This is a genomic window from Streptomyces sp. NPDC101110 (genome assembly GCF_044759525.1).
GTDB lineage: Bacteria > Actinomycetota > Actinomycetes > Streptomycetales > Streptomycetaceae > Streptomyces.
In genome coordinates this window covers 17,318-30,095 of sequence record NZ_JBIVZM010000021.1, presented here as the reverse complement: position 1 = coordinate 30,095, position 12,778 = coordinate 17,318, and the positions used below count along the sequence as shown (strand labels likewise).

The following is a 12,778-nucleotide window of genomic DNA, read 5'->3' as shown; positions in this document are numbered from 1 at the left end:
CAGTTCCCCGCGCCCCTGAAGCGCGTGGCCCTGTGGGCGTTTACATGATCGGGTCGGGTTCCCGCGCCAGGTCCGCCGCGCCCACCAGGCCTGCCTTGTTGCCCAGTTCCGCCGCGCGGACCTCGGCCACCGGGCGCCAGTTGCCGCCCACCAGCCAGCGCTTGTAGGACTTGCGGATCGGGCCCAGGACCAGTTCGCCCTCGTCGGAGAGGCCGCCGCCGACGATGAAGGCGGACGGGTCGAAGAGGGAGGCGAGGTCGGCGAGGCCCGCGCCGACCCAGCGGGCCAGTTCGCGGTAGGAGTCGACGGCCACCCGGTCGCCCTGGCGGGCGGCCATGGAGATGTGCTTGCCCTCGATACCGTCGGGCGTGCCGTTGCCGAGGCCCAGCAGGGTCTCGGCGTTCTCGGGGGTGGCGTTGGCGCGCTGCTTGGCGTAGCGGACGAGGGCGCGGCCGGAGGCGTACTGCTCCCAGCAGCCCTGCGAGCCGCAGCCGCACAGCAGTCCGTCCGGCACCATGCGGATGTGGCCGAACTCCGCGGCGACGCCGAAGTGCCCGCGGCGCAGCTTGTTGCCGATGATGATGCCGCCGCCGAGGCCGGTGCCGAGGGTGATGCAGATGACGTTGCGGTGGCCCTTGCCGGCACCGAACTTGTACTCGCCCCACGCCGCGGCGTTCGCGTCGTTCTCCACGACCACCGGGAGGCCCACGCGGGCCTCGACCTTCTCCTTGAGCGGCTCGTTGCGCCAGTGGATGTTGGGCGCGAAGTAGACCTCGGAGCGCTGCCGGTTCACATAGCCGGCGGCACCGATGCCCACGCCGACGATGTCGTGTCCGACGCGTGCGCCGTCCACCGCCGAAGCGATGGCGTCCACGATGCCCTCAGCCGTGCCCGGGGTCGGCACCTTGTGGGTCGAGAGGATGTTGCCGTCCTCATCGACCACGCCGGCCGCGATCTTCGTGCCGCCGATGTCGACGCCGATGGTGAGTCCCATGAATCCCTCAGTTTCGGTCGAGCCCCGCTACGGCCAACGGTACCCGAGGCGTGCCGTCGGGTTCGCTGTCGTCCGCACGGTGGGCACCCCGAGGCCGCACCGGGCGGCCGCTCGGCCGGGTCCGGGGGCTCAGTCCAGGTCGATGCGCTCCCCGGGACCGGCGTCGTCGCCGCCATCCCGGCGTTCGCCCTGGTCACGGGGGTCGTTCCGGTTGTCGCGGCCGGTCCAGCGGCGTTCCTGGGACTGGACGGCGGAGCGGTAGGCGGCGAGCAGCTCGTTCCCGGCGGCGGCCAAGTGGTCGAAGACGTCCGGATTGCGCTCGATGACCGGTTCCACGGCGTCCTTGGCCTGCTGCACGACCTGCCGCACGACCTGCTGGGCGGCGGGGCCCGCCACCGTGCCGAGCAGCGGGGACTGGGCACCGGACAGCTTCTCGGCGACGGCGTCCACGAGTTTCTTCAGCTCCTCCGCCGCGGAGCCGGGGGGCGTGCCGTACTCGGCGCGGCGGCGGGCCTTCTCCGCCTGGAGGTCCTCGGCGCAGGCGGTGGCCCAGGCGTCGGCGTCGGTCACCCGCACGTCGTCCGCGGCCTCTTCGCGGGCGGCGCCGGACGGGGGGAGATCTTCGCTCATGACGGGCTCCTGACTACGGTTCGTCCCTACGACGTTACCCGAACGGGCGTACCGGGTTCACGGGCCCGGACCGGCCGTGTCCACCCCTTTCCGCCCCTGCCTCAGCGGCCCTGCGGCCACAGCTCCGGGTCGGGCGCGAAGCGGATCCGCAGTTCGCCCTCGCGCAGGGCCGCCCCGTCGACCGTGCAGCGGCGCAGCACGGAGGGCAGCGGGACGACCCGGCGGAACGTCCCGGCCGTGACGACGAGTTCGTCCCCGCGCCGGACGAGGTCGAGTTCCTCGCGTATGGCGCCGGGCAGCGGGATCTCCCAGACGAGCACGCCCTCCGCGTCGAGCCGGTCGGTCACGCACCAGTCGGCGGCCGGGGCCGGCTGCCCGGCGCCGGGCACGGCGAGGGCGGTGAGGTCGTCGGTGCCGCGCGGGTCGCGTCCCAGGTGGGCGACGGTGCGGACGTCGTAGGACTCGCGCCACTCCTCCAGCGTCTTGCGCTGCTGGGCGACCGGGCCGGCGAGCCAGGTGTCGGGGGACGCCTCGGGCAGGACGCGGTTGGCGACCACCACGTCGGTGCGCAGACCGCGCAGGGCGAGGCCGAGACGGGCGGTGCGCAGCGCGTCGCCGCCGGCCGGGCCGGGCTCGGCGACCAGGCGCACGACCGTGCCGCGGTCGGCGATGACCGCCTGGACGGCGCCCAGTTCCAGGTCCCAGCGGGCCGCCGTCTCGTACAGCCATTCGGCGGGCATGGGCACACCGGCGAGGCGGCCGAGGACGGGGCGCAGGGCGCGGGCCGCCTGGCGTTCCGGTGGGAGCAGGCGGCGCAGGTAGCGGCGGAGTTCCTCGGGCAGGGCGAGGAGGGCGAGCGCCTCGGGAGCCGGGGGGAGGTCGACGACGAGGGTGTCGTACTTCTCCGACAGCGCGGCGTCGCGCAGGGCGCGCAGCAGGGCGAGTTCCCCGGCGCCGGGCAGCGGGGTGAGCTCCTCGGGGTCGAGGCGGGAGGCACCGAGGAGGTCCAGAGCGGAGGAGGCACGGTCCTGGAGGGCGGCGAGGTCCCTGCGGAAGTCCCCTGCGGGGTCGGGGCGCCAGGCGGTGAGACGGGGTGCGGCCTCGACCGGCTTCGGCCCCGTGGGCACGCCCAGGGCGGCACCGAGGGTATCGGTGCGGCCGGTGCCGAGGACGAGGGTGCGGCTGCCCTCGCGGGCGGCGGTGAGCGCGGTGGCAGCGGCGAGTGTGGTTCGCCCGCTGCCGCCGGGGCCCATGATCAGGATGGTGCGCATGGGGATGAACGCTAACCCAGACGCCCCGAAGGGGCGCGGGGAACTGCGCGAGCCCCCACGACGCGCCCGCACCGGACTTCGTGAACGGGCGGCCCGGCGGCGCCCTGCGATCAGGCGGACTCGACCCGCTTCTTCAGTCCCGCGAGCGCCCGGTCGATGATGACCTTCTCGGCCTTCCGCTTGATCATCCCGAGCATCGGGATCTTGACGTCCACGGTCAGCGCGTACGTGACCTCCGTACCCCCCGCCCCGGCGGGCTTGAGGATGTACGAGCCGTCCAGGGACCGCAGCATCTGGGACTTCACCAGCGTCCAGGACACCTCGTTCTCGCCGGTCCAGGTGTATCCGAGGATCTGGTCGTCCTTGATCGCGCCGGCGTCCATGACGAGGCGGACCTGCTCGGCGCGGCCCTGGGCGTCGGTCTTGAGGACCTCGGCCTCCTTCACCTCGCCCGTCCAGTCCGGGTAGCGGGCGAAATCGGCGATGACCGCCATGACGTCGGCCGGGGCCGCCTCGATGGTGATGCTCGAGCTGGTGTGTTCCGCCATCGCCGTGGCTCCTCCAGATGCGGGCCGTTATGAGGTCGTGCGCATGAGTGTGCAGCGTGAAGGCTACCGCGCACGGGCCTCGGGGATCTCACCCGACCTGGGACGTCCTCACCACTCCAGCGCCCAGGGCCGCCCGGTCCCGGCGAAGTGCCCCACGTTCACGCACTCCGTGGCCCCGATCCGCATCCTGGCCGCCAGCGGCTGGTGGACGTGCCCGAAGAGGGAGTACCGGGGCCGGGTGCGGCGGATGGCGTCCAGCAGGGCCCGGCTGCCGCGCTCGAAGCGGCGGGCGACGGTGTCGTAGACCAGTTCGGGGACCTCGGGCGGGATGTGCGTGCAGAGCACGTCGACCTCGCCCACGGCCTCGATCTTCGCCGCGTACTCCTCGTCACTGATCTCGTACGGCGTCCGCATCGGGGTGCGCAGGCCGCCGCCGACGAAGCCGAAGACCCGGCCGCCGATCTCGACGCGCTCGCCGTCGAGGACGGTCGTGCCGGGGCCCGCGTACTCGCGCCACAGGGCCGGCATGTCGACGTTGCCGTACGTGGCGTACGTGGGGGTGGGGAACGCGGCGAACAGCTCGGCGTACTGTTTGCGCACCGCCTTCTCGATCACCGTGGCGCGGTCCCCCTGGAGGCCGGCCCACAGCCCGGCCCCGAACGCCCTGGCCTCGTCGAAGCGGCGGGCGGTGCGCAGCGCGACGATGCGGTCGGCGTTCTCGACGCCGAACAGGTCGGGGAAGATGCCGCGCGAGTGGTCGGCGTAGTCGAGGAAGAGGACGAGGTCGCCCAGGCAGATCAGGGCGTCGGCGCCCTCGCCGGCCCTGGCCAGGTCGCGTGCGTTGCCGTGGACGTCACTGACCACGTGGACGCGCGTCCGGTGGTTTCCGGCTGGTGTGGGTGCCATGACGATCAAGCGTAGGTCGGGCGCCGCCGTTGTGAACAGTGGCGGCCCTACCTGCGGTTACTGGCCAGTCAGTTAGCGGGTGGACTACTGTGCGCAAAGGAATACCCAACTGTGTGACGCAGCGAACATCTCGACGGGAACCCCTGTCGTAGAAGCCATACCGGCGGGTAACGTCCGGCCAGTCCAGTCGTGCTGCGCATTTCAACAAGTGAATGCGCGAGCACTTCCCCGAGCCTTGGACCGCACCGTCGCAGCACACACCGTCGTGGCGCCGGCGCCCTATGAGGAGCAGCAGTCTTGCGCGAGTTCAGCCTTCCGGCTTTGTACGAGGTCCCTGCGGACGGAAATCTGACCGACATCGTCCGCAGAAACGCCGCGCAGCACCCGGACGTCGCCGTGATCGCCCGCAAGGTCGGCGGCAGCTGGCAGGACGTCACGGCCACCACGTTCCTCGCCGAGGTGCACACGGCGGCGAAGGGGCTGATCGCCGCCGGTGTCCAGCCGGGCGACCGGGTGGGCCTGATGTCCCGCACCCGGTACGAGTGGACGCTGATGGACTTCGCGATCTGGAGCGCGGGCGCGGTGACCGTGCCGGTGTACGAGACCAGTTCGGCGGAGCAGGTGCAGTGGATCCTCGGCGACTCGGGCGCGACCGCCTGTGTCGTGGAGTCGGACGCCCACGCGACCGCCGTCGAGTCGGTGCGCGACCGGCTGCCGGCGCTGAAGCACGTGTGGCAGATCGACGGCGGCGGCATCGACGAACTGGGCAGGCTCGGCCAGGACGTCACCGACGAGACGGTCGAGGAGCGCGGCTCGTTCGCCAAGGCCGACGACCCCGCCACCATCGTCTACACCTCCGGCACCACCGGCCGCCCCAAGGGCTGTGTGCTCACCCACCGCAGCTTCTTCGCCGAGTGCGGCAACATCGTGGAGCGGCTGCGCCCGCTGTTCCGCACCGGTGAGTGCTCCGTGCTGCTCTTCCTGCCGCTCGCGCACGTCTTCGGCCGGCTGGTGCAGATCGCGCCCATGATGGCGCCGATCAAGCTCGGCACGGTCCCGGACATCAAGGACCTCACCGACGAGCTGGCCGCGTTCCGTCCGACGCTGATCCTCGGTGTGCCGCGGGTCTTCGAGAAGGTCTACAACTCGGCGCGCGCCAAGGCCCAGGCCGACGGCAAGGGCAAGATCTTCGACAAGGCCGCCGACACCGCCATCGCGTACAGCAAGGCGCTGGACACCCCGTCGGGCCCGTCGTTCGGCCTGAAGATCAAGTACAAGACGTTCGACAAGCTCGTCTACAGCAAACTCCGCGCGGTCCTGGGCGGCCGCGGCGAGTACGCCATCTCGGGCGGTGCCCCGCTCGGCGAGCGCCTCGGCCACTTCTTCCGCGGCATCGGCTTCACGGTCCTGGAGGGCTACGGCCTGACCGAGACCTGCGCGGCGACCGCGTTCAACCCCTGGGACCGGCAGAAGATCGGCACGGTCGGCCAGCCGCTGCCCGGCTCGGTGGTGCGGATCGCCGACGACGGCGAGGTGCTGCTGCACGGTGAGCACCTGTTCAAGGAGTACTGGAACAACCCCGGCGCGACCGCCGAGGCGCTGGCCGACGGCTGGTTCCACACCGGTGACATCGGCACTCTCGACGAGGACGGCTATCTCCGGATCACGGGCCGCAAGAAGGAGATCATCGTCACCGCGGGCGGCAAGAACGTCGCCCCGGCCGTGATCGAGGACCGCATCCGGGCGCACGCCCTGGTCGCGGAGTGCATGGTGGTGGGCGACGGCCGGCCGTTCGTGGGCGCGCTGGTCACCATCGACGAGGAGTTCCTGGGCCGTTGGTGCTCCGACCACGGCAAGCCGGCGGGTGCCACCGCGGCGTCGCTGAGCGAGGACCCGGACCTGCTGGCCGCGGTCCAGGCGGCGATCGACGACGGCAACGCCGCGGTGTCGAAGGCGGAATCGGTGCGGAAGTTCCGCATTCTGGCCTCCCAGTTCACGGAGGAGTCGGGCCACCTGACGCCGTCGCTGAAGCTGAAGCGGAACGTGGTGGCGAAGGACTACGCGCACGAGATCGAGGCGATCTACGCGAAGTGACCTTCCGCTCGTCCTATGGCGCGGTGTCCTCGGCGAGGACCCGCGCCATCGTGCGTTCGGCGAGCGCGGTGATGGTCACGAAGGGGTTCACCCCGAGCGACCCGGGCACGAGTGAGCCGTCGGTGACGTACAGCCGGGGATATCCGCGGACCCGCCCGTAGTCGTCGGTCGCCCCGCCCAGCACGCAGCCGCCCAGCGGGTGGTACGTGAAGTCGTCGGCGAAGACCTTGCTCCTCGATCCGAACAGGTCGTACCGGTAGATCGTCGCGTTGGCCTGGTTGATGCGGTCGAAGAGCTTCTTGGCCATGGCGACGGAGACCGCGGAGTGCGCGGCCGTCCAGCCGAGCCGCAGCCGGTCCGAGCCGGTGTCGTAGGAGAAGGACGCCCGCTCCGGGTTCCTGGTGATCGCCAGGTAGAGGCTCACCCAGTGCTCCAGGCCCGTCGGCAGCGGGGCGATCTCGGCGAACACCGGGTTGGCGGTGTTCGCCCAGTCGTCGATGCCCATGACGGGCATGGTCGACTGGTTGGCCCCGACCGTGTCCCACAGGTGGTTGGCGCGGCCGAGCATCACGTTGCCGTTGGTGCCCCAGCCGGCGCCGACACGGGCGTCGAGGTCGGGCAGGGTGCCCGTCTCCCGGGCGCGCAGCAGCAGTTCGGTGGTGCCGAGGCTGCCGCCGCCGAGGAAGAGGTACGTGCAGCCGTACTCCTTGGTCTCGACGACCTTGCCGGTCTCGTCGATGCGCTCGGCGGTCAGTACGTAGGTGCCGTCCGGGGCTCGGCTGATCGCGCGCACCTTCTCCAGGGTGTGGAGGGTGACGTTGCCGGTGCCGAGCGCGGCGGCGAGGTACGTCTTGTCGAGGCTGCGCTTGCCGTGGTTGTTGCCGTAGATGACCTCGCCGCCGAGCGCCGACTTCGGGGCGGTGCCGGCCGCCTCGCGCTGCATGTGGCCGAAGTCGTAGACACTCGGCACGAAGGTGGTCCGCAGGCCGGCCTTCTCGGCGTGCTTGCGGGAGACGCGGGTGAAGCGGTACCACTCCGTCGACTCGAACCAGGCCGGGTCGACGGTGTTGACGCCGAGCGCGGCGCGGGCCCGCGGGAAGTACGTGCCGTACATCTCGTCGGCGTCGACGGTGGGGAACTGCTCCGTGAAGTACGACCGGGACGGGGTGACCGCCATGCTCCCGTTGACCAGGGAACCGCCGCCTACGCCCCGGCCCACGTACACGGACATCTGGTCGAAGTGCACGCGGTCCAGGACGCCGGGGTAGGGGTCGATGTCCCGGTTGACCACGTCCAGCCACAGGAAGCTGGACAGCGGGGCCTCGGTGCGGGTGCGGAACCACATGGACCGCCGGTCGGGTGCGCTGGTGGCGCAGAAGACCTTGCCGTCGGGGCCGGCGGTGTTCCAGAGACGGCCCATCTCCAGGACGAGGGTGCGGATGCCGGCCTGGGCGAGGCGGAGGGCGGCGACCGCTCCGCCGTAGCCGGAGCCGACGACGATCGCCGGGGCGGTGTCGACCGCGTCGGGCTGGGCGGCTCGGGCGCTTTGGAGGCCGATCCGGGTGAAGCCGAGGGAGGCGGCCGTCTGGAGAGCTGCCATGCCGAGTATCTGACGTCTTGTCAGCTGACGCTGCATCAGTTTTACTGTCATGCGCGCAGCATCGGCGGATTTCTGGGTTCCGCCTAGTGGGGTGCCGCTTGATCCTTGTGGGCGGGTGCGGGTTGGTCGTGGTTTCTCGCGCCGTTCCCCGCGTCCCTGGGGGCGATTGCCCTAAAGCAAGTCTTTGAGGTGCTCCGCCAGCAGGTCCCACCGCCACTTCTTCTCGACCCACTCCCGGCCCCGCTCGCCCATCCTGCGGCGCAGTTCCGCGTCGCCGAGCAGGACGGTGATCCGGTCTGCGGCCTCTTCCGGGGAGCCGCCCTTGACCACCCAGCCGGTCTCGCCGTCGAGGACAGCGTCCGGGGCGCCGCCCGAGTCGCCGGCGACGACCGGGAGGCCCGTCGCGGAGGCCTCCAGGTAGACGATGCCGAGGCCCTCGACGTCGAGGCCGCCACGGCGGGTGCGGCACGGCATGGCGAAGACGTCGCCGGCGCCGTAGTGGGCGGGCAGCTCGGACCAGGGCACGGCGCCGGTGAAGCGGACGGCGGAGGCCACGCCGGTCTCGTGCGCGAGCCGTCGCAGGTCCTGCTCGTAGGGGCCGCCGCCGACGATCAGCAGGACGGTGTCGGGCTCGGCGGCCAGGATGCGGGGCATGGCCCGGATCAGCGTGTCCTGCCCCTTGCGCCGTACCAGCCGGGAGACGCACACCACCACCGGGCGGTCCGTCAGGCCCAGCCGGGCCCGGACCTCGTCACCGCCCGAGCCGGGGTGGAAGGTCTTCTCGTCGACGCCGGGCGGCAACTGCGCCATCCGGGCGGCCGCCCCGGGCGTCAGGGCGGAGGCGATGCGTGAGCGGGTGTACTCGCCGAGGTAGGTGATCGTGTCCGTGGCGTCGCCGATCCGGCGCAGCAGCTGCCGGGCGGCGGGCAGCTGCGCCCAGCCGGCCTCGTGGCCGTGCGTGGTGGCGACCAGCCGCTCGGCGCCCGCCGCACGCAGGGCCGGTGCCATCAGGCCGAGCGGGGCGGCGGCACCGAACCACACCGAGGTGCAGCCGTGCTCCCGGAGCAGACCGACGGCCCGCCGGGTGGCACCCGGCGTCGGCAGCAGCATGGTCGTACGGTCCCGTACGACGGTGAAGGGCTGCTCCGCGTCGAAGGCCCGGGTGGCCTCGACGCCCTCCCTGCTCCGTTTCCAGGTCGAGGCGTAGACGACCAGCTGCTGCGGGTCCAGCCGCAGCGCCATGTTGTGCAGAAACGCCTGGATGCCCCCGGGACGGGGCGGAAAGTCGTTCGTCACGATCAGGGTCTTGCGCACGCCGCCGACCCTATCCAACCGCCCTCACCGCCGTCCCCGGCGGCAGGTGTGGCACGCTCACAGCCGGCGGGCCCATCATGGCCTCCTCGACACGGCACGCGGACGGGCAGGGATCAGGTGAAGACGACGGGCACGAGGCGGCCCCTGGCATGGCTGCCGGTGGTCTGGTGTCTCACGAGGCTGTTGCTGCTGCTGTTCGTCCTGAAGGTGTACGTGTTCCCGGGCCCGGACGTCACGAGCGACGTCCACGTGATCTACCGGGGCTGGTATCACGTCCTGAGCACCGGGACCTTCCCCCTGGCCGACGTCACCTGGCAGTACCCGCCCGCCGCCGCCCTGGCGATCCTCTCCCCCGGCCTGTTGCCCTTCCTGGACTACACGACGGCGTTCTTCGTGCTGGTCTGCGTCACCGACCTGGCCGTGTCGGCCCTCATGGCCCGGGCGGGACACCGACCGGGCCGGTCGCTGCGCGGTGCGTGGGTGTGGGTGATCGGCGTGCCGCTGCTCGGGCCGACGGTGTACGCCCGCTACGACGTGATGGTCACGGCGGTGGCCATGGCCGCGCTGCTCGTGGGCGCCCGGCACCCGAGGGCCCTGGGCGCCCTGGCCGCCTTCGGCGCGCTGCTGAAGGTCTGGCCGGCGATGCTGCTCCTGGCCGCCCGCCGCCGCAGCGCCTGGGTGTCGGCCCTGGTGACCGGCATCGCCGTGACCGGCGCGTTCGCCCTGGCCATGCCCGGCGCGTTCGCCTTCCTGACCTTCCAGCGCGACCGGGGCACCGAGGTGGAGTCGCTGGGCGCGCTGGTCTTCCATGTCGCCCGGCACTTCGGCTGGCAGGGCGAGGTGAGGCTGAACTACGGCTCGATCGAGTTCCTCGGGCCGTATGTGAGCGAGGTGAGCACCGGCGCGCTGTTCCTGACGGGGGCGGCTTTCGGCTGGCTGGTGTTGTGGCGGCTGCTGGCGCGGCGCTTCGAGGAGCACACGCTCGCCGACGCGGCCTTCGTGGCGGTGCTGATGTTCACCACCACCAGCCGGGTGATCAGCCCGCAGTACATGGTGTGGCTGGTGGGACTCGCGGCGGTGTGCCTGTACTTCCCCGGCAGCCGGATGCGGCTGCCGGTCGTCCTGGTGCTGGTGGCGTGCTTCGTGACGGTGCTGGAGTTCCCCTTCTTCTTCGCCGACGTGGTGGCGAGCAACGGCCTCGGCATCACCCTGCTGTTCCTGCGCAACGGCCTGCTGGTGGCCGCCGCCCTGATCGCGGCCCGGGCCCTGTGGCGGGCGACCGTACCGCCCGTCACACCGCCGGCCCAGGTACCGCCTCAGCCGACCCGCGCCGGCGAGACCCCCGTCTCCTCCTGAGCCGGGGCCCGCCGGAACAGCACCCCCGCCAGGGCGCACTGCACCGCCGTCGCGAGCGCCAGCGCCAGGCACACCCCGGGCAGTCCGAGCCCCGTCAGTGCGTACGCGAGCGCCAGCTGGACCGCCGTTCCGAGGACCGTGACGCGCAGCAGTGCCGAGGCGCCTCCGCTGCCCTCGAAGACCCCGCCGAGCGCGATCAGGCCCGCCATCAGCACGAGATAGGGCCCGACGCAGCGCAGGAACAGCACTCCCTCGTGCGCGACCGCGCCCCCGGCGCCGAACGCGGCCATGATCCAGGGGGCGGCGGCGGCCAGCAGCACGGCGGCGGTGAGGCCGAGCGCAGCGGAGAGGAGCACGGCCTGCCGCCCGATCGCCCGCCGCGCGTCCCGCCCCGCCCCGCGCAGATGGGCGGTGTGGATGGAGCCTGCCTGGCGGACGGCGTAGAAGGCCATGGTCGCCACGTACAGGGCTTTGTAGGCGATCGCGTACGCGGCCACCGCCGTCACGCCGAGCCGCGCCACGATCGCGACCAGGACCAGGGCACCCGTCTGCCGCACGGTGAAGTCCGCGGACATCGGCAGTCCGGTCGTCAGCGTGCGGCGCAAGGAGACCGCCAGGGTCTCCCCGGGCGGGGCCAGGCGCGCCGTGCGCAGCAGGGTGTCGCGCCGCAGCGCCAGGAGACCTGCGACGAGCGCCACGCCGCGGGACAGCACCGTGGCGGCCGCGGCGCCACGGACGCCGTGGAGGTGGATGAGGAGCGGGTCCAGGACCAGGATCAGGCCGCTCGCCAGCAGCGCGAGGCGCATCGGGGTACGGGTGTCGCCGGCGCCCTTGAGGAGGCCGTCGACGAGTTGCTGGGCGAAGAAGACGGCCATGCCCGGCAGGGAGAGCGTGAAGTAGGCGACGGTGAGCGGGAGGGCGGCGCCGTCCGTCCCGCCCAGCACCAGCCGGGCCAGCGGTTCACGGGCGAGCAGGCCGCCCGCCACCACCAGGGGTGTCACCAGCGCCCACAGCGCCCACCCGCCGCGGGCGGCGGCCCGTACGCCTGCGGGGTCGTGGGCGCCCCGGGCATGGGCGACGAGCACGGTGGTGCCGGAGCCGAAGACCAGGGCGATGCCGAGCAGCACGTTCTCCGTGGTGGTCGCGACGGCCACGGCGGCCACGGCCGGACCGCCCAGCCGGGCGACCCACACGGTGTTGACGATCCCGGCGGCGACCGAGGCGAGGAGCGAGAAGTAGACGGGGCGGGCGAGCAGCACGAGCTGTCTGCGATGGACGTTCACGGTGGCGTTCCCCCTGCGGCCTGATGAACCTCGACCCGCGCTACCGCGGTACGAGCTGTCGCGCTATCTCGAATCGACCTATTTCGATCCCCGCTATCTCGATCCGCGCTATGTCGGTTCGGCCTATGGCGGTTCGAGCTATGCCGGTTCGCGCTAGCTCTCTCCGCGCTATGTCGGTTCGAGCTATATCGATTCGAGGTAGCTCGTTAAGAGGTAGCATGCGATATCACCCACCCGCAAGGAGGACCATGCTGGAGCTGTCGATCCTGGGCTTCCTGGCCGAGGAGCCGCTGCACGGCTATGAGTTGAAGGAGCGCATCAAGGCGCTGACCGGGCACGTCCGGCCGGTGAGCGACGGCGCGCTCTACCCGGCCATCACCCGGCTGGCCTCGGCGGGACTGCTCGACCAGCACACCGAGCCGGGCGCGAGCGCGGCCCCGCGCCGGATCCTCGCCCTCACCACCGCGGGCAGGGAGGAACTGCTGGCCCGACTGCGCACCCCCAAGCAGACGGAGATCACCGACCAGGTCCGCTTCAACACGGTCCTCGCGTTCCTGCGTCACCTGCCCGACCGGTCCGAGCAGGCCGCGGTGCTGCGCCGCCGGCTGGACTTCCTCGAGGCACCGACGAGCTTCTTCTACGACTCCGGAGAGCCCGTACGCGCCGAGGAGACGGACGACCTGTTCCGCCAGGGCATGCTGCGCGTGGCCCGGGCGACGGGCGAGGCGGAACGGGCCTGGCTGCGGGAGGCCGTCGAACTGCTGGAGCGGCCGGAGTGAGGT

General features: G+C 72.0%; 12 protein-coding genes. 4 read left to right on the top strand and 8 right to left on the bottom strand.

Annotated features, from left to right (window positions below; all coding sequences use genetic code 11):
- Window positions 1-40: 40 nt before the first annotated feature.
- The 5 genes from ACIQU3_RS34830 to ACIQU3_RS34810 form a co-directional block, all read right to left on the bottom strand.
- Window positions 41-994, bottom strand: a complete 954-nt coding sequence (locus ACIQU3_RS34830; protein ID WP_403729333.1) for an ROK family glucokinase — start codon at window positions 992-994, stop codon at window positions 41-43.
- A 129-nt stretch (window positions 995-1,123) separates the two neighbouring features.
- A complete protein-coding gene (locus tag ACIQU3_RS34825; RefSeq protein ID WP_403929624.1) occupies window positions 1,124-1,624 on the bottom strand; it encodes a DUF5304 domain-containing protein in 501 nt (166 codons plus the stop codon).
- Window positions 1,625-1,725: 101 nt separating this feature from the next.
- Window positions 1,726-2,895, bottom strand: coding sequence for an ArsA family ATPase (locus ACIQU3_RS34820; protein ID WP_403929621.1), 1,170 nt, complete (start codon window positions 2,893-2,895; stop codon window positions 1,726-1,728).
- Window positions 2,896-3,005: 110 nt separating this feature from the next.
- Window positions 3,006-3,443, bottom strand: coding sequence for an SRPBCC family protein (locus ACIQU3_RS34815; RefSeq protein WP_234750448.1), 438 nt, complete (start codon window positions 3,441-3,443; stop codon window positions 3,006-3,008).
- Window positions 3,444-3,551: 108 nt separating this feature from the next.
- Window positions 3,552-4,349, bottom strand: a complete 798-nt coding sequence (locus ACIQU3_RS34810; RefSeq protein ID WP_403729317.1) for a metallophosphoesterase — start codon at window positions 4,347-4,349, stop codon at window positions 3,552-3,554.
- A 297-nt stretch (window positions 4,350-4,646) separates the two neighbouring features.
- On the opposite strand from ACIQU3_RS34810, the gene ACIQU3_RS34805 reads away from it, so the two are divergent.
- Entirely contained in the window at window positions 4,647-6,443 is a 1,797-nt protein-coding gene (locus tag ACIQU3_RS34805; protein WP_403929616.1) for an AMP-dependent synthetase/ligase, read from the top strand.
- Between the two features lie 13 nt (window positions 6,444-6,456).
- Here the strand turns inward: ACIQU3_RS34805 and ACIQU3_RS34800 are convergent, their stop codons facing one another.
- Both ACIQU3_RS34800 and ACIQU3_RS34795 read right to left on the bottom strand, forming a co-directional pair.
- Window positions 6,457-8,043, bottom strand: coding sequence for a GMC oxidoreductase (locus tag ACIQU3_RS34800; RefSeq protein WP_403729310.1), 1,587 nt, complete (start codon window positions 8,041-8,043; stop codon window positions 6,457-6,459).
- A 171-nt stretch (window positions 8,044-8,214) separates the two neighbouring features.
- Window positions 8,215-9,357 (bottom strand): glycosyltransferase family 4 protein, encoded by a 1,143-nt coding sequence (locus tag ACIQU3_RS34795; protein WP_403929614.1) that lies wholly within the window; start codon window positions 9,355-9,357, stop codon window positions 8,215-8,217.
- A gap of 117 nt (window positions 9,358-9,474) precedes the next feature.
- Here ACIQU3_RS34795 and ACIQU3_RS34790 point away from each other — a divergent pair, with 117 nt between their 5' ends.
- Window positions 9,475-10,713: a glycosyltransferase 87 family protein gene (locus ACIQU3_RS34790; RefSeq protein ID WP_403729304.1), complete on the top strand. Its 1,239-nt coding sequence runs from the start codon at window positions 9,475-9,477 to the stop codon at window positions 10,711-10,713.
- Here ACIQU3_RS34790 and ACIQU3_RS34785 read toward each other — a convergent pair.
- The gene (locus tag ACIQU3_RS34785; RefSeq protein ID WP_403929611.1) at window positions 10,674-11,996 is read right to left on the bottom strand and encodes an MATE family efflux transporter; all 1,323 of its coding nucleotides are present in this window, start codon (window positions 11,994-11,996) and stop codon (window positions 10,674-10,676) included. The genes ACIQU3_RS34790 and ACIQU3_RS34785 overlap by 40 nt on opposite strands.
- Before the next feature lies 1 nt (window position 11,997).
- Here ACIQU3_RS34785 and ACIQU3_RS34780 point away from each other — a divergent pair, with 1 nt between their 5' ends.
- The gene (locus ACIQU3_RS34780; protein WP_403929608.1) at window positions 11,998-12,153 is read left to right on the top strand and encodes a hypothetical protein; all 156 of its coding nucleotides are present in this window, start codon (window positions 11,998-12,000) and stop codon (window positions 12,151-12,153) included.
- 91 nt (window positions 12,154-12,244) lie between these two features.
- Window positions 12,245-12,775, top strand: a complete 531-nt coding sequence (locus ACIQU3_RS34775; protein ID WP_403729295.1) for a PadR family transcriptional regulator — start codon at window positions 12,245-12,247, stop codon at window positions 12,773-12,775.
- Window positions 12,776-12,778: the final 3 nt, after the last annotated feature.

What these genes read in the sequence shown, in the direction of transcription:
- ACIQU3_RS34820 (WP_403929621.1), bottom strand. Translation starts at nt 2,895, where the DNA reads ATGCGCACCATCCTGATCATGGGCCCCGGCGGCAGCGGGCGAACCACA.
- ACIQU3_RS34830 (WP_403729333.1), bottom strand. Translation starts at nt 994, where the DNA reads ATGGGACTCACCATCGGCGTCGACATCGGCGGCACGAAGATCGCGGCC.
- ACIQU3_RS34825 (WP_403929624.1), bottom strand. Translation starts at nt 1,624, where the DNA reads ATGAGCGAAGATCTCCCCCCGTCCGGCGCCGCCCGCGAAGAGGCCGCG.
- ACIQU3_RS34815 (WP_234750448.1), bottom strand. Translation starts at nt 3,443, where the DNA reads ATGGCGGAACACACCAGCTCGAGCATCACCATCGAGGCGGCCCCGGCC.
- ACIQU3_RS34775 (WP_403729295.1), top strand. Translation starts at nt 12,245, where the DNA reads ATGCTGGAGCTGTCGATCCTGGGCTTCCTGGCCGAGGAGCCGCTGCAC.
- ACIQU3_RS34810 (WP_403729317.1), bottom strand. Translation starts at nt 4,349, where the DNA reads ATGGCACCCACACCAGCCGGAAACCACCGGACGCGCGTCCACGTGGTC.
- ACIQU3_RS34800 (WP_403729310.1), bottom strand. Translation starts at nt 8,043, where the DNA reads ATGGCAGCTCTCCAGACGGCCGCCTCCCTCGGCTTCACCCGGATCGGC.